The organism is Luteimonas pelagia, assembly GCF_054776035.1.
In genome coordinates this window covers 92,067-113,830 of the sequence record NZ_BAAHCG010000002.1, presented here as the reverse complement: position 1 = coordinate 113,830, position 21,764 = coordinate 92,067, and the positions used below count along the sequence as shown (strand labels likewise).

Below are 21,764 nucleotides of genomic sequence, written 5' to 3'. Positions count from 1 at the left end.
GATCAGCCGGCCGGGGGCTGTTCGATGTCCGCGATGCGGTAGCCGGCACTCTGCACCGTGTGCAGCAGCGGCTTGTCGAATGGCTTGTCGATGGTCTTGCGCAGGTTGTACAGATGGCTGCGCAGGGTGTCCGAGTCCGGCAGGCTGTTGCCCCAGATCTCGCGCTCGATCTCCTGCCGGCTGACCACGCGCGGCGATTCGCGCATCAGGATCGTCAGCAGCTTCAGGCCGATCGGCGACAGCTGGAGTTCGGTCCCGCCACGGGTGACGCGCAGCGAGGCCGGGTCGAGCACCAGGTCGGCGACCTTCAGCACCTCCGCCCCCACCTGGCGGCGCTCGCGGCGGATCAGCGCGCGCAGGCGCGCCTCCAGCTCCTGGATGGCGAAGGGCTTGGTGAGGTAGTCGTCGGCGCCGGCCGACAGGCCGGTGAGCTTCTCGTCGAGGGTGTCGCGGGCGGTCAGCATCAGCACCGGGGTCGACTTGCGGGCCTCCTCGCGGAGGCGCTTGCAGACCTCGATGCCGTCCAGCCGGGGCAGCATCAGGTCCAGGACGATGACGTCATAGCTGTTTTCGGCCGCCAGCCGGTAGCCGTCCAGGCCGTCCGAGGCGAAATCGACCTCGAATCCCCGGCCTTCCAGGTACTCGCCGACCATCTCCGAGATGTTGCGGTTGTCTTCCACGATGAGCACCAGCCCCGCCGGTTCCTGTGCGCTGCGCATGTTGGCTCCTGCTTCCGATGTGAATGCGAGGAAGGCCGGCTTCACGACGCTGTCCGGACCTTCAGCTTTGTGAAAGGCTGCAGGGGCCGGGGTGCAGGGGCCGTGAAGGGGGTCGCGCGCGGGGCGAAGGGGTCAGGCGCGATTCAGCGTGTCGCGCGCCGGGACGTCAGGAGGGGACGCAGTGCGGGCCACACGTTGCGCAGCAGGCGGGGCTGGGCCTTCGCCGTGGGATGCACGCCGTCGGGCTGCATCAGCCCGGGTTCCAGGGCCACGCCGTCCAGCAGGAACGGGACGAGCGCCACGGACTCCGTGTCCGCCAGGTCGCGGTAGACGGCGGTGAACCGCCGGCGGTAGGCGCCGCCGTAGTTGGGCGGCAGGTCGATGCCCAGCAGCAGGACCCTGGCGCCGGCGTCCTCGGACAGGGCGATGATCCGGGCCAGGTTCCCGCGCAACTGCGCCGGCGGCAGGCCGCGGAGGCCATCGTTGCCGCCGAGTTCGACGATCACCACCGACGGCGCGTGCGCCGCGAGCAGCGACGGCAGCCGGCGCAGCGCCCCGGCGCTGGTCTCGCCGCTGATGCTGGCATTCACGACTTCCGGCGGTTGGTCGAGCTCGCCACGCAGGCGATCCTCGAGCAGGGCCACCCAGCCCGACCCGCGCGGCAGGTTATGTTCGGCGCTCAGGCTGTCGCCGAGCACGAGCAGCGGTCCTGCAGCCGCGGGAAACGACAGCAGCAGCCAGACGACGAGGACCTGGATGGACGAGGCGAGCGTGGCGCGGGGCGCGGCGGGCATGGGCATCGACGGGTCGGTGGTGGAACCGGCCATCCAATGCACCGGCGTGGGCAAGTCCGTGGCGGGGCCGGACGGGACGATCACGATACTGGACGGCGTCGAACTGGCGGTGAACCCGGGCGAGTCGGTCGCGATCGTGGGCGCTTCGGGATCCGGGAAGACGACCCTCCTCGGCCTGCTCGCCGGCCTGGACCTGCCGACCCGCGGCGAGGTGTCGCTGGCGGGCCACCGCCTGTCCACGCTCGACGAGGAAGCGCGCGCGGCGCTGCGCGCCGGCCAGGTCGGCTTCGTGTTCCAGAGCTTCCACCTGTTGCCCGCGTTGACCGCCGAGGAGAACGTCGCGCTGCCGCTCGAGCTCGCGGGCGGGGGCGGCGGGGCCGAGGACCGGGCCCGGGTCGACGCGGTGCTCGCGCTGGTCGGCCTGTCGGCACGCCGGCACCACGCACCGCGGCAGATGTCGGGCGGCGAGCAGCAGCGCGTGGCGATCGCGCGCGCGTTCGTCACCCGGCCGGCGATCCTGTTCGCGGACGAGCCCACGGGCAACCTCGACCAGGCCACGGGGCGCCAGGTCGGCGACCTGCTCTTCCAGCTCAACCGCGAGCACGGAACGACGCTGGTGCTGGTCACGCACGACCTCGGGCTGGCGCGCCGTTGCGCACGGGTCCTGCGGCTGGACGGTGGCCGCCTGGTCGAGGACGACCGCGCGGACGTCCCCGCATGAGGCTGCTGCCGTTCGCGTGGCGCGCGCTGCGCCGCGAGCTGCGCGGCGGCGACCTGCTGACCGTGGCGGCGGCGCTGGTGCTCGGCGTCGCGGTGATGACCGCGGTGGGCACGCTGGTCAACCGGGTGAACCTCGCGCTGGCGCGCAACGGCGCGGAACTCATCGGCGGCGACCTCGGGGTGGCGGGGCGCCAGGCGCCCCCCGACGCCTTCGCCGCGGAGGCGGCCCTTCGCGGCCTGGCCACCGCGCGGATCGTCTCGTTCCCGAGCGTGCTGTTCGCCGGCGAGCGCAGCGAACTGGCCGAGATCAAGGCGGTCGACGGCGGCTATCCCCTGCGTGGCGTGCTCGAGACCACGCGGGACCTCGCCGGGCTCGCGCCCGAAGCGTCCAGCGCGCCCGCGCCGGGCGAGGCTTACGCGGATGCGCGGTTGCTCGACGCGCTCGGACTGCGCCCGGGCGACGCGGTCGAATTCGGCGACGGCATGCTGCGGATCGCGCGCCGCCTGCATGCCGAGCCGGACGCCGGCGGCGGCCTCGTGCAACTCGCGCCCCGCCTGTTGGTGAACCTCGCGGACGTGGAGGCCGCCGGCCTCCTCGCCCCCGGCAGCCGCGTGTCGTACCGGCTGATGTTCGCCGGCCCGCCCGGCGAGGTCGCCGCGATGCGCGACTGGCTGCAGCCACGACTGGACGGATTCCGCCTGGTGTCGATCGAGGATGCGGAACAGCAGCTCCGCCGCGCCTTCGACCGGGCCGAGCGGTTCCTCGCGCTCGCCGCGTTGCTGGCGGTGCTGCTGGCGGGCGTGGCGACGGCGCTGGCGGCGAACCGGTTCGCGCTGACCCGCGTGGACACCGTCGCGATCCTGCGTTGCCTCGGCGCGCGACAGTCGCGCGTCCTGGGGGCACTGGCCGTGCAGCTCGTGCTGCTGGCCATTCCCGCCGCGGTGATGGGCCTGGCCCTGGGGCTCGTCGCGCAGGAAGCCCTGGTCGCCGCGCTCGGCACGCTGCTGCCCGAGCGCCTGCCCCTGCCGCAGGCGACGCCGGCACTCGCGGGCGTCGGCATCGGGGCCCTGCTGCTGTTCGGCTTCGGGCTCCCGCCACTGTTGCGCCTGCGCGGCGTGCCCCCGGTGCGGGTGCTCAACCGCAACCTCGGCCGCCAGCCCGCGCTACCCCTGCTCGTCTACGGCGTCGCCCTGGCCGCCGCGATCGCGCTGGTAGTGGTGGCCACCCGCGACCTGCGGCTCGCCGGCTACGTGCTCGGCGGCCTTGCTGCGCTCGCGCTGGTCGCTGCCGCGGCGGGCCACGCCCTGCTCGCGGGACTGCGGCGTCTGCAACGCCGGCTCCGCGGGGCGTGGCGCCTCGGCCTGGCCTCGCTGGCGCGGCGCCGCGGGCTGAGCGTCGTCCAGCTCGTCGGCCTGTCGCTCTCGCTGTGCGCGCTGCTGCTGCTCGCCGCGGTCGGACCCGCGCTGCTGCAGCAGTGGCGGGCGCAACTGCCACCTGACACGCCGAACTACTTCCTGCTCAACATCCAGCCGGACCAGCGCGAACCGGTCACGCGGATGCTGCGTGACATCGGTGTCCGGGACGTGACCCTCGAACCCTTCGCGAGCGGTCGCCTGGTGGCCATCAACGGCCGCGACCCGGAACGCATCGAGTTCGACGACCCCGACCGCGCCGACCGCCTGCAGCGGCCGATCAACTTCACCTGGCGCGAGGACTTCCCGGCCGCCAACCGCCTGGTCGAAGGCACGTTCTGGACACCCGGCGACACGCGCCCGCAGGTGTCGCTGGAGCGGGAGTGGGCCGAACGCTACGGCGTGGGCCTCGGCGACACGATCACGCTCGAAGTCGGCGCCGAACGCTACACCGCGGAAGTCACCAGCCTGCGCGAAGCGGACTGGGACAGCTTCCGCGTCAACTTCTTCGTGCTGCTCAATCCCGCCGCCCTCGCCGGCAACGCCGAGGCCTACAGCCTGGTCACCAGCTTCCACCTGCCGAAGGCGCGCGCGAGCGCCCTGGCCGCGATCACCCGCGCCCACCCGAACGCCTCCCTGCTGGACATCGACGCCGTGCTGGAACGCGTGCGCGAAGTCATCGCCCGCGTCGCCGAGGCCGTCCAGCTCGTCCTCGGATTCAGCCTCGCCGCCGGCGTCCTCGTCCTGCTCGCCGCGCTGCAGGCCACCGCCGGCGAGCGTCGCCACGAAGCCGCGGTCCTGCGCACCCTCGGCGCCCGCCGCGCCCAGCTGCGCGCCGCGGTGCTGGTCGAATTCACCGCGCTCGGCGGCGTCGCGGCACTGCTCGCCCTCGCCGGCGCCGCGGGCACGGGCTGGCTCGTCGCCACCCGCGTCTTCGAACTCCCACCCGCCCTGCCCTGGCCAGGCCTGCTCGCCGGCGCTGCCGGCGGCATCCTCGTCGCGCTGGTCGGCGGCTGGTGGGGCACCCGCCGCATCGTCCGCGTCCCGCCGGCGCACGCGCTGCGCGCCAGCTGAAGTCGTCAGCGGATGGAACCAAAGCCCTGAGGGAGCGCGATGCTCCTACGGTGGGGGTTGGCGACGCCTTTCCCGTCGCAGCGCGTGCGCCCGCGATCGACTGCGGCAGGCTCCAGAAGGTGCACCCCCATCCGCGGTCTCCGGCGATCGAGCCTGTAGAGGCGCTCCTACGGTGGGGTTCTCGACAACGCTGTTCCCGCCTTCACGGGACCGCGTTCGTGGCCGATCCCGGCAGCGCGCCCAGAGGATTCCAGGCATGTCGGGTGGCGTTTCCCGGTGCGGGACCGTTGGCGACATGGATGTCGCCATCGAGCCTACATGGACGTATTCACGGCGTGTCCCGCGCTGGGATGGGCCACCCGGCATGACAGCCTGCGAATCAACCCGCAGGTCAGTCCTGCCTGGGGGTGGCAGTGCAGCGCATGCGCTCAGAACCGCATACGACCGGTCAGGATGTCCCGGAACATCGCCCAGTCGCCCGCGAACGAATAGAACGGATGGCTGAAGGTCGCCGGCCGGTTCTTCTCGAAGAAGACATGCCCGACCCACGCGAACGCATAGCCCGACAGCAGCGCCGCCAGCACCCACCACCCGTTGCGGTCGACCACCGCCAGCGCGAGGAACGCGAGCGCCACGCAACTGCCGACGAAATGCAGCCGCCGGCACGTCCGGTTGCGATGCTCCCCGAGGTAGTACGGATAGAACTCGCGGAAACTGCGGAACGGCCCGGCCATCGCGTGTCTCCCGTCGAACCGGTCAAGCGGTCGCGCCACCATCACCGGGCGCCCCGCGCTCGGCGGCCTTGGCCCGGTCCCAGTAGCGATCCTGCGCGTCCAGCGGCAGGTCGGCAAGCGGCTCGCCGGCGGCGGCGGCCAGCGCTTCCATCGAACGGAAGCGACGCTCGAACTTGAGGTTCGCCCGGCGCAGCGCCGTGCCCACGTCGACCTTCGCGTGCCGGGCCAGGTTCGCGCACACGAACAGCAGGTCGCCGATCTCCGCCTCCAGCGCATCGCGCGCGGCCGCGTCGCCCGGCGCGGCCGCGACCGCATCGAACTCGGCCATGACCTCCCCGATCTCCTCGTGCAGCTTGGCCACGACCGGCGCGGGGCCCGGCCAGTCGAAACCGACGCGCGCCGCCTTCTTCTGCAGTTTCACCGCCCGCTGCCATTCGGGCAGTCCGCGCGGGATGCCCGCCAGGGCCGACGCGTCGGTGTCACCGGCGGCCTCGCGCTCGGCGCGCTTGTGCGCCTCCCACTCGCGCGTCTGCGCCTCAGCGTCCTCGACGCTCGCGCCCGCGAACACGTGCGGATGCCGCCGCACCATCTTGTCGCAGATCGACGCGACCACGTCGCCGAAGTCGAACGCGCCCGCCTCCTCCGCCATGCGTGCGTGGAACACGACCTGCAGCAGCAGGTCGCCGAGTTCGTCCCGCAGGTCGCCCAGGTCGTTGCGGTCGATGGCGTCGGCGACCTCGTAGGCCTCCTCCACCGTGTACGGCGCGATCGTCGCGAACGTCTGCCCGACGTCCCAAGGGCACCCGCGTTGCGGGTCGCGCAGCCGCGCCATGATCCGCAGCAGCGCCCCGATATCGCGATCCTGGCCGGCGTCGCGGTTCACGCGGGATCGCCGGCCCCGGCGGCGGCCGCGTCGCCCACCCACGCGCGCCACGGCAGGGCGGCGTCGCCCAGGGCGACGAATTCGCCGTTGAGCAGCGTGTCGCGCTGGTTGTAGCGGAACGGTCGCCCGGACAGGTCGACCACGATGCCGCCCGCGCCCTCGACCACGGCCTGCGCCGCCGCGGTGTCCCACTCGCTGGTGGGTCCGAAGCGCGGGTAGACGTCGATGCGCCCGTCTGCCAGCGCGCAGAACTTCAGCGACGAACCGACCGCGAACGGCTCGACCGGCCCCATGCGCCCGATGAAGTCGTTGGTGCGCGCGTCCCGGTGCGAGCGGCTCGCCGCCACCCGCAGCGGCGCCTCCGCCGGCTGCCTCACGCGGATCGGCCGCTCGTCGCCGTCGGCCTCGCGCAGGAACGCGCCCAGCGTCGCGCCGCCGTGCCAGGTCTTCCCGGTCACCGGTGCGCGCACGACGCCGAACGTGGCGACGCCGCCTTCCACGAGCGCGATGTTGACCGTGAACTCGCCGTTGCGCTTGACGAACTCCCGCGTACCGTCGAGCGGATCGACCAGCCAGTAGGTGTCCCAGCCGCGGCGCGCGTCGAACGCGGAATCGGACGATTCCTCCGACAGCACCGGGATGTCCGGGCTGAGCGCATGCAGCCCCTCGACGATGCAGCGATGCGAGGCGAGGTCGGCTTCCGTCAGCGGCGACGCATCGTCCTTGTGCTCGACGTCGAACTCGCGGTCGTACACCGCGAGGATGCGCGCGGCCGCATCGGCGGCGATGGCGATCGCCCCCTCCCGCAGTTCGCGCGACGACGCGCGCAGTCCATCCGGTCCGTTCATCGCTTGCGTAGCCACTCCCGTGTGACGAAGAGCGCCGCCAGGCTGCGGCCCTCGGAAAAATCCTCGCGCAGGGCGAGCGCGTGCAGGTCGTCCAGCTTCCAGGGCACGACCTCGAGTTCCTCCGGCTCGTCGCCGGGCAGGCGCTCGGGGTAGAGGTCCCGCGCGACGACCAGCGCCGTCTCGTGGCTCATGTAGCTGGGGTTGAGCGTGATCCGGCGCACGACCTCGAGCGATCGCGCGCCGTACCCGGCCTCTTCCTTCAGTTCGCGGTCGGCGGCCTGCTCCGGTGTCTCGCCGGCATCGATGCGCCCCTTCACCAGGCCCAGTTCGTAGCGGTGCACGCCCGCGGCGTACTCGCGCACGAGCAGGACCGTGTCGTCGTCCACCAGCGGCACCACGACCACCGCGCCGTGCCCGCGGCTGTGCAGGCGCTCGAAGCGGCGGCGCTCGCCATTCCCGAACTCCAGGTCCACGCGCTCGAGCCGGTACGGACCCGCCTCGTGTTCGGTCACCCCGTGCACCACGGGAAGCCGGCGGCTCACGCCGGGCCCCGGACGGCGCGCACGGCGCGACGCGCGATAATCGCGGAATGGAAGGACATGCTCACGATGACGCCATGATAGCGGAGGCCGAACGCTGGCTGCGGCGCGACCTCGCCGTGCTCTGGCATCCCTGCACGCAGATGCGGGAACACCCCGACACCCTGCCCCTCGTCCCGGTCTCGCACGGGGAGGGCGCCTGGCTCGTCGCCCAGGACGGCCGCCGGCTGCTGGACGCCGGGTCGAGCTGGTGGACGAACCTGCACGGCCACGCGGAGCCGAGGATCGCCGGCGCGATCGCCCGCCAGGCGCAGGCGCTCGAACAGGTGATCCTGGCCGGCTTCTCGCACCCCCCCGCGGTCGAGCTCGCCGAATCGCTGCTCGACATCGCACCCCGCGAGCCGGGCCGGGCGCCGCTGGCGAAGGTGTTCTACGCCGACAACGGGTCCGCCGGCGTGGAAGTCGCGCTGAAGATGGCGTTCCACTGGTTCCGCAACCGTGGCGAGGACCGTCGCACGCGGTTCGTGTCTCTCGCCAACGGCTACCACGGCGAGACGCTGGGCGCGCTCGCGGTCGGCGACGTGCCGCTGTACCGGCGGGTGTACGCGCCGCTGCTGCTCGAATCATTGTTCGCACCCACGCCCGATGCGTACCTGGCGGGCCCGGGCGAGAGCGCCGAGGACTGCGCGGTGCGCGCGGCCGACGCGCTCGAGGCCCTGCTCGAGCGCCACGCGGGCGAGGTCTGCGCGATGATCCTGGAGCCGCGGATCCAGTGCGCCGGCGGCATGCGCATGCACCATCCGCTATACCTGCGGCGCGCGCGCGACCTGTGCGACCGGCACGGCGTGTTCCTGATCGCCGACGAGATCGCGGTCGGCTTCGGCAGGACCGGGACGATGTTCGCCTGCGAGCAGGCGCCGCCGGCCCGGGCGGGCGACGCGCCGGGCATCCAGCCGGACCTGCTGTGCCTGTCGAAGGGCCTGACCGGCGGCTTCCTGCCGCTGGCGGCCGTGCTCGCGACGCAGCGGCTGTACGACGGTTTCCTGGACGACTCGCGCGAGCGCGCGTTCCTGCACTCGCACAGCTACACGGGCAATCCGCTGGCCTGCGCGGCGGCCCTGGCGTCGTTGCGGGTGTTCGAGGCCGACGACGTGCTGGCGCGCAATCACGCGACGGCGGCACGCATGGCGGAGTTGGCAGCGCCGTTCAATGCACTCTCCCACGTCGCCGACGTCCGCCAGGCGGGCATGGTGCTAGCGATCGAACTCGCCCGCGACGGCAACCGGGACACACCGCTGGATCCGTCGCTCCGCGCCGGCCTGCGCGCCTACCGCGCGGCCCTCACGCGGGGCGTGGTACTCCGGCCGCTCGGCGACATCCTGTACTGGATGCCGCCGTACTGCATCGACGACGCCCAGCTCGACCTGCTGGCCGACACCACCCGCGCGGCGATCCTCGAGGCCACCGCATGCGCCTGACCCGCATCCACGTCGACACCCCGCTCGCCGGCGGGCTGCGCGTGCCACTCCCGGACGCGGCCGCCGGCCACCTCGTGCGCGTGCTCCGGCTGAAGGAAGGCGACGCCTGCGTGCTCTTCAACGGCGACGGGCAGGACTATCCGGGCCGCGTGGCCAGCATCGGCAGGAAGGAAGTGCTGGTGGACGTGGAGGACGGGACGCAAGCGGGCCGGGAGTCGCCGCTGCGCGTGACCCTGCTGCAGGGCGTGGCGCGCGGGGAGAAGATGGACTGGATCCTGCAGAAGGCCGCGGAACTGGGGGTCGCCGCCGTCCTTCCGGTGGAGAGCGAGCGCAGCGAGGTGAAGCTGGAAGGCTCGCGGCGCCAGCGTCGCGTGGCGCACTGGCAGGGCGTGCTGGCCTCGGCCTGCGAACAGTGCGGACGGGCGCGGGTGCCGGAGGTCGCGCCGCTCAGGCCGCTGGCCGAGGCCCTGTCGGGACTTTCGGCCTCCGACGGCCGGCGGCTGTTCCTCGACCCCGATGCCCGGCTTGCGCTGCCCGACCTGCGCCTGGAGGACGAGCTGCCGCTCGCGGCGGTCCTGGCGGTCGGTCCCGAAGGCGGCTGGTCGCCGGGTGACCGGAACGCCCTTGCCGCGGCCGGATTCGAAGGCCTGAGACTCGGACCGCGGATCCTGCGGACGGAGACCGCCGGGATCGCCGCGCTCGCGGCGCTCCAGGCGCGCTGGGGGGACCTCGGCTGACCGGTCGCGCGGCGCTCAGGCCGCGTTCGCGAGCGCGTCCGCCAGGAGGGCCTCGACCCGGTCGATGTCGGGCAGGAGCGCCTCGTCCTCGTTGAGCCGCACCGCGGCATGCACCCCGTCGGGCAGTTCGCCCCCGTCGACTTCCACCAAGCCCTCGCGCGACACGGTGACCAGGCGGGGGAACCCCTGCGTGAGCAGGGCGAAGAACGGAAGCTTCGCGTTCCCGCCGAACGCCTTGACCACCAGGACCTTGCTGCCCAGGCCGCCCTGTTCGTCCGACGCGGTGCCGGTCAGGCGCGAGAAGGCGACCAATGGCAACTGCCAGCCACGCCAGCGGATGCGGCCGAGCAGCCAGTCCGGCGCGTCGGCGACCGGCTCCGGGTCCGCATAGGAGAGCACTTCGGCGATCGTCGCGTTCGGAAGCAGGAGCCGCCCGCCCGCGACCTGGATCAGGACGCCGCGGATGTCGGCGTCGACGGCCCGCGCCTCGGGTGCGGCGGTCCGGCGGATCTCGACGGCTGGACCGGCGTCCGCTGCCTCCCGCGCTTCCGCCGACGCGTCATCGTCCGGCCCGCCGGCGGCGGCGGATGCCACGGCGTCGGCCACGTCCGCTTCGACCGCCGTGTCCATGGACGCGTCGTCGGTCGAGGGACCCGCCTTCGCCGCTGGAGCCCCCTCCGGCTTCGCCTGCTGGGGCGCGTTCCGCCCACCCCGACGCTGCTTGTTGCGCTTGCCCATTGCCTGTCCGTTCCTAAGCGTTCCAGCGCGCAACGAGTTGCTGCGCGAGTTCTGCCGGCCGGCCCGACGGCCCGCCGCCGGCCACCACCGCCTCCGGCGCGGCGGCGTCGTAGCACTCCCCGGGTGTCTGGCCGGCGACGTACGCACCGTCGCCCGCCAGCCGCATCGCCGCCTCGACCAGCCCCGCGTCGCTGCCGCTGAAGACCAGCACCGCGCTGTCCGCCGCCGGCAGGGCGTCGATCGCGGTGCCGGCGTCCCCGGCCGCGAAGGCGATCCCGGCGCCGCCCGGCGCGATCGTCACGTCCGGCGGCAGGATGTAGACCGTGCCCGGTCGGGCATCGCGTCCCGCTTCCGCGAGTTCGACCGGGAGGCTCGTGGCCCGCGACATCTGCTGCACGAGGCGGTCGTGGCGCGCACCGTCGAGCCGCTGCTGCACCAGCACCGGCCTGGGGAAGCCGGCGGGCAGCCCGCCGATGAACTGCCGGACGGCGTCCGGGCCGCCGATGCCGGCGAGCACCAGCACCGCACCGGACGCATGGACGGCGCCCCCGTCCGAGGGGGTCGTACCGGCGTCCGGACCATCTTCCAGCGCGAAGGCGGCGATCCGCCGCTCGATGTCCGCGAGGTCCCGGGCCCTGGGCTGGCGATCCGCCGTCGGGGCGTGCGTCGCCGGTGACGCGGGCGCGTCGTGCTCGGCGAGCGAGAGGGTCAGCCCGGCGGAAGCCGGCGCCGCGGGTGTGCCCGCGTCGACTTCGGCGTCCGCCCGGTCGGAGGCGTCGACCCGCTCGGCCATCGCGTCTTCCGCGACGTCGTCGACGGCCGCGTCCCGGGCCCAGGCCGCACGGGTGTCCTCGAATTCGAATCCGGAGGCGTCGGCCGGACCGGCATCGTCGGCCGCGTCGTACTCCGCGGCCACCGGATCGAAGCGCGTCGCCTCGGGGATGCCGGTGGCCAGGTCGGTCGCGCCGGCCAGGTCGAACGCCTCCAGCCCGGGCTCGGACAGCTCGGCCGGGCTGGGCGGACGGCCCGGGCCGGGCAGGGAGTCGTCGTCGTCGCCGGGACCCGGCTCGGTGCCCGGGGGCAGCACGTCCCCGTGCCTGAGCAGCTTCGCCGACAGGTGCCGGGCCCAGCGCGCGGCATCCCAGCCTTCGCGCGCCACCGCCAGGTCCGCTTCCTCGAACAGCACGTCGATGCCGGGATCGGCGAGGACCGCGTCGAACCGCTCGAGGGCGTCCTCGACCACGGGGTCGAGGACGACGACGAGCACGTCGGGCGCGGCGTCGGCCAGCGCGCCGGGCTCGGTGGCCAGCGGATCGGCAGACAGGACCGGCGTGACGCCGATCCCGCCGAGGGCGTCCCGCAGGCGATCGGCGGCCGCGCCCGGCCGCGCGAGCAGCGCGACGCGACGGACGGCGGCGCCGGCGTCAGTCACCGGCGGCCACCCGTGCCGTCGCCGTGCCGGGCGCGTGCTCGGACAGCAGTTCGAACACGTTCCTGAGCAGTTCGTGCTCCTGGTACGGCTTGCCGAGGTAGCGTTCGACGCCGAGCGCGAAGGCGCGCTCGCGGTGCTTCTCGCCGGTGCGCGAGGTGATCATCATGATCGGGATCTCGCGCAGGCGGGGGTCGGCCTTCATCTCGGTCGCCAGTTCGTAGCCGTCCATGCGCGGCATCTCGATGTCGAGCAGCATCAGGTCCGGCACACGCTCGGCCAGGCGCTCCAACGCGTCCACGCCGTCCTTCGCGGTCATCACCTCGAAGTTGTGGCGTTCGAGCACGCGCCCGGTGACCTTGCGCATGGTGATCGAGTCGTCGACCACCATCACCAGCGGCACGCGCCGGGCCGGCTCGGCGGGTTCGACCGGTTCGGCGTCGCGCGGCAGCGCGGCCTGGCGGCGGACCAGCGGCGCCACGTCGAGGATCACGACGACCGAGCCGTCACCCATGATGGTCGCGCCGAAGATGCCGGGCAGCGACGCCACCTGCGGACCGACGGGCTTGACCACGATTTCGCGGTTGCCCAGCACCTGGTCCACGCTGACCGCGGCCCGCAGGTCGCCCGAGCGCACCAGCAGCAGCGGCATCTGCAGTTGCCCCTCGGCCTTGGCCGGGGCGTGGCCCACCAGCCGGCCCAGGTCGTGCAGCGCGTAGTCCTCGCCACCGTAGCGGTAGATCCCGCCCTCCGCCTCGAGCGCGTCGCGCTCGACGCGGCCCACGCCGCGGACCGAGGCGATCGGCACGGCGAAGGTCGTCTCGCCGATGCGGACGAACGCCGCCTGGGTGACCGCCAGCGTCTGCGGCAGGCGCAGGACGAAGTGCACGCCCCGCCCGGGCATCGAGCGGATGTCGAGCGAACCGCCCAGCTGGCGGACCTCGCTGGCGACCACGTCCATGCCGACGCCGCGGCCCGCGAGCCGGCTGACGTTCTCGGCCGTGGAGAACCCCGGCTCGAGGATCAGCGCGTCCAGGTCGCTGTCGGCGAGGACCGCGTCCTCGCGGATCAGGCCACGTTCGACGGCCCGCCGGCGGATGCCGTCGCGGTTCAGGCCGGCGCCGTCGTCGGCCACTTCGATGACCACTTCCGAGCCTTCGCGCCGGAGCGCCAGGCGCACGGTGCCCTCTTCCGGCTTGCCGGCCTTGCGGCGCGCGTCCGGCGCCTCGATGCCGTGGGCGATCGAGTTGCGCAGCATGTGCTCCAGGGGCGCGGTCATGCGCTCCAGCACGTTGCGGTCGAGTTCGCCCGCCGCGCCGTCCAGCTTCAGCTGGACCTGCTTGCCCGTCTCGCCGGCGGCCTGCCGGAGCACGCGCCGCAGCCGGGGCACGAGTGCCTCGAACGGCACCATGCGCGTGCGCATGAGGCCTTCCTGCAGTTCGGAACTCACGCGCGACTGCTGCAGCAGCAGCGTCTCGTACTGGCGCGTGAGGTCCTCCATGGATCCCTGGAGGCTGGTCAGGTCGTTCGCCGACTCGGCCAGGCCGCGCGAGAGCTGCTGGAGGTTGGAGAAGCGGTCGAGCTCGAGCGGATCGAACGTCCGGTCGGAGGCTTCTTCGCGCTGGTAGCGCGCGATGATCTGCGCCTCGGTCTCGATGTCGAGGCGGCGGAGCTGGTCCCGCAGGCGGGTGTTGGTCTGCTCCATCTCCGACATGGCGCCGCGGAACGCACCCAGCTGCTGCTCGAGGCGGGCGCGATAGATGGCGACCTCGCCCGCGTAGTTCACCAGGCGGTCCAGCAGGTCGGCGCGGATGCGGACCTGTTCCTGGGGCGCGCGGACGCCGATTTCTTCCTCGTCCATGTCGTCGGCGCCCATCGGCGCCGACAGCGGCTTGAGCGCAGGCATCGGCTTGCGCAGCGCGGGCGCCGCGTCGCCGGCGGGCAGCGCGACGCCGCGTGCCCGCGCGTCGAACTCCGCGATCAGGGCGTCCGGCATGGCGATCGCGCGACGCTCGCCGACGCGGGTCACCATGGCGTGCAGGCGGTCGAAGCCGCGCTCGAGCGCGTCGATGCCGTCGACGCCCAGGTCACGCTTGCCGTCGGCGACCGCCTCGAGCAGCGATTCCATCGTGTGGCCCAGCTCGCCGACGGCCATGATGCCGGCCATTCGCGCGCCACCCTTGAGGGTATGCAGGTCGCGCTGGAGGCCGACGACCGCTTCGCGCTCGTTGGCGTCCTCGCGCAGGCGCGCGAGCAGGCCGTCGGAATGGTCGAGGAGGTCGACGCCCTCCTCCACGAAGATGTCCACCAGCTCGGGGTCGAGGTCGCTCAGGTCGAAGGGCTCGTCCGGATCCTCGACCGACGCGGCGGCCTCGACCTTCGGCATGGCGGCGGCACGGGCGCGCGCCTCGGCCCTCGCCTGCTCGATGCGCGCCTGCTCGAGGCGCTCCTGCTCGAGGCGTTCCTGCTCGGCACGTTCCTGCTCGGCACGTTCCTGCTCGGCACGTTCCTGCTCGGCACGTTCCTGCTCGGCGCGTTCCTGCTCGAGGCGTTCCTGCTCGAGGCGTTCCTGCTCGAGGCGTTCCTGCTCGAGGCGTTCCTGCTCGAGGCGTTCCTGCTCGAGGCGTTCCTGCTCGAGGCGTTCCTGCTCGAGGCGTTCCTGCTCGAGGCGCTCCTGCTCGAGGCGCTCCTGCTCGGCACGCTCCTGCTCGGCACGCTCCTGCTCGAGGCGCTCCTGTTCCGCGCGCTCCTGTTCCGCGCGTTCCTGCTCGGCACGTTCCTGCTCGGCACGCTCCTGCTCGGCACGCTTCTGCTCGAGGCGCTCCTGTTCCGCGCGCTCCTGTTCCGCGCGCTCCTGCTCGGCACGTTCCTGCTCGGCACGCTCCTGCTCGGCGCGCGCCTGTGCGACGCGTTCCGCGGCCTCGGCTTCAGCCAGCGCGGCGGCCTGGGCCTCCGCGGCAAGCGCTTCCGCGCGGATCCGCTCGGCTTCCAGCAATCCGGCTTCGCGTTCGCGGGCGCCGGCTTCGTCCACGGCCTGCACGTCGACCAGGTCGGTGAACGCCCGCATGTCGACCGCCGCCAGGTCCTCGTCGGTGACGTCCACGGCCTCCGGGACGTCGGTGGGCAGCACCGGCTGGCGGACCTCGGGCAGCGTGTCGCGCAGGGCGACCATGCGCGCGGCGAGTTCCGCGAACACCGGCACGCGCGGGCGCTCCTGCTGCAGCGCGTCCAGCGTCCTGCGGATCGCTCCGGCCACGTCCTCGAGGGCCGAGACACCGGCGTCGTCGGAGGGAACGCCCGCGACCAGCAGGCGCTTCACCCAGGCTTCCGTCGGCGTGATCACCTCGGTGATCGACGGGACTTCGGTCATCGCGAAGGCGCCGTTCATCGTGTGCACGGCGCGGAGCAGCCCGTCGTCGGCCTGGCGGGGCGCGGCGCGGGCGGCGTCCAGCCAGGCTTCGATCGTCAACAGGTGGCCCGCCGCCTCGGCGGCGAGGATTTCCAGCAGGACCGGGTCGACGCTCGCCTCGACGGTCTCGACGGCGTCGACGTCGACGCCGACGTCCGCGGCGGTCCCGTCCTCCATCGCTCCGGTCGATCCGGCGGCGTCCCCGTCCATCCGACCGGCGGCCACCTCGGCCTCGGCCTGCCCGGCATCGGCGAGCGGTTCCGGGTCGGGCCGCGGCGCGGCATGGAAGGCTTCCTCGCCGGCGGCCACGCGGTCGGCGAGTGCCTCCAGTCCGGCCAGGTCGGCGGTGAGGGTGCCCTCGCCCTTCAGCGCGGCGTGCAGCTGCGGCAGGGTGAGGAAGGCCTGGTCGACGAGCGCAATCACCGCCGGACTGGCGGGGCGGGTGCCGTCAAGCACCCGGTTGAGCATGTTCTCCACCTTCCAGCTGAACTCGCCGAGGATCTTCGCGCCCACCAGCCGGCCGCTGCCCTTGAGCGTATGGAACACGCGGCGGATCGGCCGCAGGCGCTCCATGTCGTCCGGCGCCGCCTTCCAGCCGGGCAGCATGGCGTCGAGGTTTCCGATCTCCTCCTCGAATTCCTCGAGGAAGACCTCCCGGATCTCGTCGTCGATGTCTTCGTTCGATTCGAAGCCGCCCGCCAGCCCGGTGCCCACGGGCGCCGGCACCGGCGTGGCGTCCTCCGGCGATTCGACGGGGGCCGGGGCGGCGTCGCCCGCCGGCGCGGCGGCCTCGGTCGCCTCCGGGGCCGGGACATGCGCGTCCTCGCCATGCGCCACGCCCGTGTCCTCCTGCCGCTCGGGCGAGGCGGGTTCGGACGGGACGGCCGGCTCGGATCGCGGTGCTTCCATCGCGTCGGCGCCGGCCTCGATCGCCTCGTCCGATCCGGTCTCCGCATCGGCTTCCGGCAGCGGCCAGTAGCGCAGGCCTTCCAGGCTCTGCCGGGCGATGTCGAGGATGTCGCCCCGGTTGGGCCGCTGGTCGCGGAGCGCTTCGAGGTAGTACTCGAGGCTGGCGAGCGCATCGGCCAGGGTGTCCAGCTGCTGGCCGTTCGGCACCCGCTTGCGGCCGATCAGCTCGACCTCGGTGTAGCGGCGCACGCCGGCCAGGTACCCGGCCGGCTGCGGCAGTTCGAGGATCCGCAGGGCGCCGGCGACTTCCTCCAGCAGGCGCGGGACCTCGGCCAGTTCGGCGTGGTCCCAGCTCGTCTCGACGAACGCGACGAACGCCTGGCGCGCGTCGCTGAAGTTCGAGATCGCCTCGCGCACGAGGATGTCCAGGACCTTGCGCGCCTCGCCGGCGGCCATGTCCTCGCCAGGGGCGTCGGGCAGGCCGAGGCGTGCGACCTGGTCGTCGAGCGACGCATCCACGTAGAGCAGCGCACCCGCCACGTCCAGCAGCGCGCCCTCGTCCGCCGTGCGGCTGCCGAAGACGATGTCGTGCATCGCGTCGCGCTGCTGCAGGACGACGTTGCGCGCAACGCCCAGGCCCATCATGCCCAGCGTGTCCGCCACGCGGCCCAGCGCGTCGACCTGCGGCTGCAGTTCGGAGACGCCGGCCTGTCCCGAGCGGAGGTGGAGGTCGAGCGCGTCCTTGACGCGCAGCAGGTCCTCCTTGATCGCCGCCGCCACGGTGTCCAGCAGTGCGCGGTTGTGCCCGCTCATGCTGCCGCGCGCGTGCGCCAGTTCCGATTCGCTCGGCGCCTGGCGGTTGAGCGCGAAGGTGTCGCGCAGCCGGTCCAGCGACGGGTGGGCCGCGTCCCCGTGGGCGACGTGGTAGAGCAGCTGGCGGGTCGGCTCGAAGGTCGGTTCGGCGCGCGGCGCGCTGAAGCCGTTGTCGTCCGACATCCGGCGCGCCTCGCGCTCGACGGCCGCGAACGCCTGGCGCAGCGACGCGGAGGAGGCGAGCGCGCCGTCGCGGATCGCCTCGGCCACGCCTTCGGCGACCCACAGCATGCGGCGTTCGGCTTCGTGGCCCGCGCTCGCGAGCAGCCCGTCGATGGCGGCCGCGAGCGCGGCGGCATCGGCGGGCGCGCCATCCTCGGGCCACTGCGCCAGCGCGTCGCGCAGCGCATCCAGATGGCCCGACTGTTCGGCCTGGCGGGCCTGCCGCGGTTGCGGCGTGGGCGCGGCGAGCGTCTCGGGGAGCGGCCGGTCAAGGTCGGGCGAGAACAGCACGCTTTCCGACAGGCCGCCTTCGCCACGCGCGGCGCGCAATTCGTTGAGCAGCGGCAGCAGCACCACGGGGATGTCGCGGTGGCCGCCCTGCAGGCGCTCCAGGTAGTCCGGCAGCTGGACCACGCCGCGCATCAGCGCCGCGCAGGCGTCCTCGTGGTCCGGCACGCCCGGCCCGGCCAGCGACTGCGCGAGCCGCTCCATCTCCTCGGCCACCATGGCCGGGGCGTACAGCTCGACCATCCGCAGCGTGCCGTGCACCTGGTGCAGGAACCCGGCGCAGAAGCGCATGCGGCTGGTGTCGCTGGGCTCGTCCGCGAAGGCCTCGATCTCGTGCCGGGCCTGGCGCAGGGTCTCGTCCAGCTCCGGCTTGATCCAGCCGAGCGTGGTCGTGTCGATGGCGTCGCTGATCGCGCTCATCGCCCGCCTCCCTTGCGGTCGGTCGGGGCGTCGCGCGTCGCGCTGCGTCCGGGTGCGGTACGGCTCATCCTGGCGAACGTCCCCGCGGTCAGGCCGGCAGCTTGAAGTCGGCGACCGAGCGACGCAGGTCCGCGGCGAGCTGGGCCAGGTTGCCGATCGACTCGGCGGTCTGGCTGGCGCCCTGCGAGGTCTGCGTCGTGATCTGCTGGATGGTGTTCATCGCCTGGGTGATGTTGGCCGCCGCGCCGGACTGCTGCTGCGCCGCGGTCGAGATGCCCTGGATGAGGTTCGACAGGTCGGACGACACCTTTTCGATCTCGCCCAGCGCGGTACCGGCGTCCTCGGCCAGCCGGGCGCCCGCGACCACCTCGGAAGTCGTCTGCTCCATCGAGCTGACGGCTTCGTTGGTGTCGGCCTGAATCGTCTGCACCAGCGTCTCGATGCGCTTGGTCGCGTTGGAGGCGCGCTCGGCGAGTCGCTGCACTTCGTCGGCGACGACCGCGAAGCCGCGGCCCGCCTCGCCCGCGGACGCCGCCTGGATGGCCGCGTTCAGCGCGAGGATGTTCGTCTGCTCGGAGATGTCGTTGATCAGTTCGACGATCGAGCCGATTTCCTGGGAGCTTTCACCGAGTCGCTTGATCCGCTTCGACGTCTCCTGGATCTGGTCGCGGATCGAGTCCATGCCCGCGATCGTCTGGCGCACGACACCGGCGCCGTTGGTCGCGATCCGCACCGAGCGCTGCGCCACCTCGGCCGATTCGGCGGAGTTCTTCGAGACCTGGTCGATGCTGGCCGCGATCTCGGTGATCCGGTTGGACGCGGAGTTGATCTCCTGCGCCTGGTGCTCGGCGGCCTCGGCCAGGTGCATGGCGGTGGCCTGCGTCTCCTGCGCGCTGGACGCCACCTGCACCGAGGTGTCGGTGATCGTCTGCACCAGGCTGCGCAGCTGCTCGACGGCGAAGTTGATCGAGTCCGCGATCGCGCCGGTCATGTCCTCGGTGACCGTGGCCTTGACGGTCAGGTCGCCTTCCGCGAGCGAGCCCATCTCGTCCAGCAGGCGCATGATCGCCTCCTGGTTGCGGTCATTGAGCTCCTTGGTGGTCTGGTAGCGCTTCTGCTGCTGGCGGTACAGCGCGAACAGCAGGCCGGCGATGGACACCAGCAGCGCGATGCCGGCCGCGACGCCGATCCAGAAATTCGGGAACGGCCGGGTGTCGCGCACCGAACCGAAGGCGGTGAACGCGTCGAAGAGGTTGCGCGCGTCCGCGAGCAGCTGGTCCGAGCGCGCGGTCAGCGACTCGGCGGCCGCCTGCGCCGCGAACAGGTTCTGCGAGGCGGCGAGGATGGCGTCCAGCGCCTCCTTCATCTCCGTCCACACGGTGTTCGCCTGGTTGAGCGAGGCGACGGCGCCGCCCGCGGTGACGCGGTTGTCGCCCTCGCGCAGCGCCGCCATGTTCCGGTCGAACAGCGCGGCGTCGCGCGCCAGCGCATCGCCCGCGAGCGGCGCGCCGGCGCCGCCGGCCTGGATCTCCGCGATGCGGCGGGCCATCGCCGCCGACGTCACGACCATCTGCAGCGCGTTGTAGACCTGCGCCGGCGGGGCGCCGCCGGCCGACAGGCCGCGGACCGCCTCGTTGAGCTGCGCCTGCAGGTCGGGGACGCGGGCGTTGAACGTCTGCGCGTTGCCGGCAAGGCCGAGCACCGCCTCCTGCGAGGCGAGCAGCTGTTCAGCGCTCTCGGCCATCGGCGCCCAGGTCTGCGCCGTCTCGGCGATCTCGCCACCGACGCCGGGCTCGTTGCCGTAGCGATCCTGGAGCGTCTTCACGTCCTGGTCGATGGCCTGCTTGGTCTCGCGGAAATCGGCGAACGCCTCGGCGTCGCCGGCGACCGATTCCTGGCCCTGGATCGCGAGCTGCTGCGAAAGCACCTGCAGGTCGGCGGCGGACGTGCTCGCGCCCGCCAGGCGACCGCCCTGCCAGGTCGCGACGCCGGTATTGGCGGCCAGCACCACGACGGAGATCGCCAGCACGATCAGCCAGAAGTTGACCCCGAGGTTGCGGGCCTTGCCGGTAACGTTGTCCATCGTGGTGCTCATGGGTCTGACCTCGTTGCTGCGTCTTGTCGGCGGCTCAGGCCGCGGCTTGTCTGAACTCGGGCGTGCGGGCCAGCCGTTCCAGGCTGAACACCCCCCAGGGGTGGTCTCCGAGCCGGTAGGCACGGTCGACGAAATGGGCGTAGCGGCCGGTGGCGACCTCGGCGGCGTCGATCATCTGCGGCTCGTTGAAGCTGCGCTGGCCGTACAGCTCGTCGATCAGCACCGCCACGTCGCCGCCGGGCTGGCGCACGACGAGCATCCGCTGCCCCTCGTGCACGACGGTCCGCTCGCCTTCCAGGAACTGCTTGAGGTCGACGACCGGCAGCAGGTTGCCGCGGACGTTGGCGACGCCGAGCATCCACGGCTGCGAGCCGGGCACGGGCGTGACCACGGGCAGGGTCAGGATCTCCACCACTTCGCCGAAGCCCGACGCCAGGCGCTGGCGGCCGATGCGGTAGCCCACGCCGCGCCACAGGCCGGGCGCGTCGAGCTGCTCCGGCAGGCCGGCGACATGCGCCAGGCTCTTGCGCTCGTAGTCGGCGACGATCTCGAACGGCGTGGCGCCGCCGCGGGGAGTCCGGTCGGCCATGTCAGCCGCCGAGGAGCTCGTTGATCCGGGCGATCAGCGCGTCCTCGCGCGGCGGCTTGACGATGTAGTCCTTCGCGCCCTGGCGCAGGCCCCAGGCCTTGTCGGTCTCCATCCCCTTGGTGCTGACGATCAGCACCGGGATGGCGCTGGTCGCCGCGTCGCGCGACAGCGCGCGGGTGGCCTGGAAGCCGTTCATGCCCGGCAGCACCACGTCCATGAGGACAAGGTCCGGCAGCTCGCGCTTGCACATCGGGATGCCGTCCTCGGCGCTCCCGGAGGTCAGCACCTGGTGGCCGTTGCGCTCGAGCAGCTGGGTGAGCACCGCCGTGTCGGTCGGCGAGTCCTCGATCAGGAGAATGCGTGCCATGCGATTGCCTGCCCCCCGGTCAGGCGTTGACGTGCTTGCGGATCGCGTCGAGGAGCTCCTCGCGCGTGAACGGCTTGGTGAGGTACTGCTCGGAGCCGACGATGCGGCCGCGCGCCTTGTCGAACAGGCCGTCCTTGGAGGACAGCATGATGACCGGCGTCTGCTTGAACAACTGGTTGTTCTTGATCAGCGCGCAGGTCTGGTAGCCGTCCAGGCGCGGCATCATGATGTCCACGAAGATCAGCTGCGGCTGCTGGTCGGCGATCTTGGCCAGGGCCTCGAAGCCGTCGGTGGCGGTCACCACCTCGCAGCCCTCCCGCTTGAGCAGCGTCTCGGCCGTGCGCCGGATCGTCTTCGAATCGTCGATCACCATGACCCGCAAGCCTTCGAGGCTGCTGGGCCGACCCTCGTCCTGCATCGTGTTTTTCCCCTGGAACGCGACCCGGTCGGCGTGCGCCGGCATCGCGAGAACGACCGTCTATATCCCAGTCCGAAGGCGACGTGTCAAGCCGCGCCCCGCTCGCGCGGGAACCTGAACGCGGCGAT

General features: G+C 72.7%; 17 protein-coding genes. 4 read left to right on the top strand and 13 right to left on the bottom strand.

All coding sequences use genetic code 11. The features are described 5' to 3' along the window. Positions 1-2 precede the first annotated feature (2 nt). Both ACYU7H_RS05565 and ACYU7H_RS05560 read right to left on the bottom strand, forming a co-directional pair. Positions 3-719, bottom strand: coding sequence for a response regulator transcription factor (locus ACYU7H_RS05565; protein WP_460813173.1), 717 nt, complete (start codon positions 717-719; stop codon positions 3-5). 143 nt (positions 720-862) lie between these two features. Further along, positions 863-1,513 carry an arylesterase gene (locus tag ACYU7H_RS05560; RefSeq protein WP_460813172.1) on the bottom strand — a complete coding sequence of 217 codons (651 nt, stop codon included), beginning with the start codon at positions 1,511-1,513 and terminating at the stop codon, positions 863-865. Between ACYU7H_RS05560 and ACYU7H_RS05555 the strand changes: the two genes are divergently transcribed. Then, complete coding sequence (locus ACYU7H_RS05555; protein WP_460813953.1) at positions 1,512-2,234, top strand: ABC transporter ATP-binding protein; 723 nt, start codon at positions 1,512-1,514, stop codon at positions 2,232-2,234. The two genes, ACYU7H_RS05560 and ACYU7H_RS05555, sit on opposite strands and share 2 nt — an antisense overlap. After that, positions 2,231-4,720, top strand: coding sequence for an ABC transporter permease (locus tag ACYU7H_RS05550; RefSeq protein WP_460813171.1), 2,490 nt, complete (start codon positions 2,231-2,233; stop codon positions 4,718-4,720). The genes ACYU7H_RS05555 and ACYU7H_RS05550 overlap by 4 nt, the downstream gene beginning before the upstream one ends. Before the next feature lie 428 nt (positions 4,721-5,148). Here ACYU7H_RS05550 and ACYU7H_RS05545 read toward each other — a convergent pair whose 3' ends face one another. The 4 genes from ACYU7H_RS05545 to nudE are packed head-to-tail and all read right to left on the bottom strand — an operon-like array spanning position 5,149 to position 7,727. After that, positions 5,149-5,454, bottom strand: coding sequence for an Mpo1-like protein (locus ACYU7H_RS05545; RefSeq protein ID WP_460813170.1), 306 nt, complete (start codon positions 5,452-5,454; stop codon positions 5,149-5,151). Between the two features lie 22 nt (positions 5,455-5,476). Beyond that, entirely contained in the window at positions 5,477-6,337 is an 861-nt protein-coding gene (gene mazG, locus ACYU7H_RS05540) for a nucleoside triphosphate pyrophosphohydrolase (protein WP_460813169.1), read from the bottom strand. Continuing rightward, positions 6,334-7,185: a 3'(2'),5'-bisphosphate nucleotidase CysQ gene (cysQ, locus tag ACYU7H_RS05535; RefSeq protein WP_460813168.1), complete on the bottom strand. Its 852-nt coding sequence runs from the start codon at positions 7,183-7,185 to the stop codon at positions 6,334-6,336. The genes mazG and cysQ overlap by 4 nt, the downstream gene beginning before the upstream one ends. Further along, positions 7,182-7,727 carry an ADP compounds hydrolase NudE gene (gene nudE / locus ACYU7H_RS05530; protein WP_460813167.1) on the bottom strand — a complete coding sequence of 182 codons (546 nt, stop codon included), beginning with the start codon at positions 7,725-7,727 and terminating at the stop codon, positions 7,182-7,184. Before nudE ends, cysQ begins: the two co-directional genes overlap by 4 nt. A gap of 47 nt (positions 7,728-7,774) precedes the next feature. Here nudE and bioA point away from each other — a divergent pair, with 47 nt between their 5' ends. Both bioA and ACYU7H_RS05520 read left to right on the top strand, forming a co-directional pair. Beyond that, on the top strand, positions 7,775-9,202 hold the full coding sequence (gene bioA, locus ACYU7H_RS05525) for an adenosylmethionine--8-amino-7-oxononanoate transaminase (RefSeq protein WP_460813166.1): 1,428 nt from the start codon (positions 7,775-7,777) through the stop codon (positions 9,200-9,202). Then, a complete protein-coding gene (locus tag ACYU7H_RS05520) occupies positions 9,193-9,939 on the top strand; it encodes a 16S rRNA (uracil(1498)-N(3))-methyltransferase (RefSeq protein ID WP_460813165.1) in 747 nt (248 codons plus the stop codon). The genes bioA and ACYU7H_RS05520 overlap by 10 nt, the downstream gene beginning before the upstream one ends. A gap of 15 nt (positions 9,940-9,954) precedes the next feature. On the opposite strand, the gene ACYU7H_RS05515 is transcribed toward ACYU7H_RS05520, so the two are convergent. The 7 genes from ACYU7H_RS05515 to pilG form a co-directional block, all read right to left on the bottom strand. After that, positions 9,955-10,449, bottom strand: a complete 495-nt coding sequence (locus ACYU7H_RS05515; protein WP_460813952.1) for a chemotaxis protein CheW — start codon at positions 10,447-10,449, stop codon at positions 9,955-9,957. A 241-nt stretch (positions 10,450-10,690) separates the two neighbouring features. Then, positions 10,691-12,109, bottom strand: a complete 1,419-nt coding sequence (locus ACYU7H_RS05510; protein ID WP_460813164.1) for a chemotaxis protein CheB — start codon at positions 12,107-12,109, stop codon at positions 10,691-10,693. After that, positions 12,102-18,167 carry an Hpt domain-containing protein gene (locus tag ACYU7H_RS05505; protein WP_460813163.1) on the bottom strand — a complete coding sequence of 2,022 codons (6,066 nt, stop codon included), beginning with the start codon at positions 18,165-18,167 and terminating at the stop codon, positions 12,102-12,104. Before ACYU7H_RS05505 ends, ACYU7H_RS05510 begins: the two co-directional genes overlap by 8 nt. Positions 18,168-18,255: 88 nt before the next feature. Beyond that, on the bottom strand, positions 18,256-20,262 hold the full coding sequence (locus tag ACYU7H_RS05500; RefSeq protein WP_460813162.1) for a methyl-accepting chemotaxis protein: 2,007 nt from the start codon (positions 20,260-20,262) through the stop codon (positions 18,256-18,258). A gap of 34 nt (positions 20,263-20,296) precedes the next feature. Next, positions 20,297-20,851, bottom strand: coding sequence for a chemotaxis protein CheW (locus ACYU7H_RS05495; protein WP_460813161.1), 555 nt, complete (start codon positions 20,849-20,851; stop codon positions 20,297-20,299). Between the two features lies 1 nt (position 20,852). Beyond that, positions 20,853-21,218 carry a response regulator gene (locus ACYU7H_RS05490; RefSeq protein ID WP_460813160.1) on the bottom strand — a complete coding sequence of 122 codons (366 nt, stop codon included), beginning with the start codon at positions 21,216-21,218 and terminating at the stop codon, positions 20,853-20,855. A 19-nt stretch (positions 21,219-21,237) separates the two neighbouring features. Next, a complete protein-coding gene (gene pilG / locus ACYU7H_RS05485) occupies positions 21,238-21,636 on the bottom strand; it encodes a twitching motility response regulator PilG (RefSeq protein ID WP_460813951.1) in 399 nt (132 codons plus the stop codon). Positions 21,637-21,764: the final 128 nt, after the last annotated feature.

What these genes read in the sequence shown, in the direction of transcription:
- ACYU7H_RS05555 (WP_460813953.1), top strand. Translation starts at nt 1,512, where the DNA reads ATGGGCATCGACGGGTCGGTGGTGGAACCGGCCATCCAATGCACCGGC.
- ACYU7H_RS05505 (WP_460813163.1), bottom strand. Translation starts at nt 18,167, where the DNA reads ATGAGCGCGATCAGCGACGCCATCGACACGACCACGCTCGGCTGGATC.
- ACYU7H_RS05545 (WP_460813170.1), bottom strand. Translation starts at nt 5,454, where the DNA reads ATGGCCGGGCCGTTCCGCAGTTTCCGCGAGTTCTATCCGTACTACCTC.
- ACYU7H_RS05550 (WP_460813171.1), top strand. Translation starts at nt 2,231, where the DNA reads ATGAGGCTGCTGCCGTTCGCGTGGCGCGCGCTGCGCCGCGAGCTGCGC.
- ACYU7H_RS05560 (WP_460813172.1), bottom strand. Translation starts at nt 1,513, where the DNA reads ATGCCCGCCGCGCCCCGCGCCACGCTCGCCTCGTCCATCCAGGTCCTC.
- ACYU7H_RS05495 (WP_460813161.1), bottom strand. Translation starts at nt 20,851, where the DNA reads ATGGCCGACCGGACTCCCCGCGGCGGCGCCACGCCGTTCGAGATCGTC.
- ACYU7H_RS05490 (WP_460813160.1), bottom strand. Translation starts at nt 21,218, where the DNA reads ATGGCACGCATTCTCCTGATCGAGGACTCGCCGACCGACACGGCGGTG.
- bioA (WP_460813166.1), top strand. Translation starts at nt 7,775, where the DNA reads ATGGAAGGACATGCTCACGATGACGCCATGATAGCGGAGGCCGAACGC.
- cysQ (WP_460813168.1), bottom strand. Translation starts at nt 7,185, where the DNA reads ATGAACGGACCGGATGGACTGCGCGCGTCGTCGCGCGAACTGCGGGAG.
- ACYU7H_RS05520 (WP_460813165.1), top strand. Translation starts at nt 9,193, where the DNA reads ATGCGCCTGACCCGCATCCACGTCGACACCCCGCTCGCCGGCGGGCTG.
- pilG (WP_460813951.1), bottom strand. Translation starts at nt 21,636, where the DNA reads ATGCAGGACGAGGGTCGGCCCAGCAGCCTCGAAGGCTTGCGGGTCATG.
- ACYU7H_RS05565 (WP_460813173.1), bottom strand. Translation starts at nt 719, where the DNA reads ATGCGCAGCGCACAGGAACCGGCGGGGCTGGTGCTCATCGTGGAAGAC.
- ACYU7H_RS05500 (WP_460813162.1), bottom strand. Translation starts at nt 20,262, where the DNA reads ATGAGCACCACGATGGACAACGTTACCGGCAAGGCCCGCAACCTCGGG.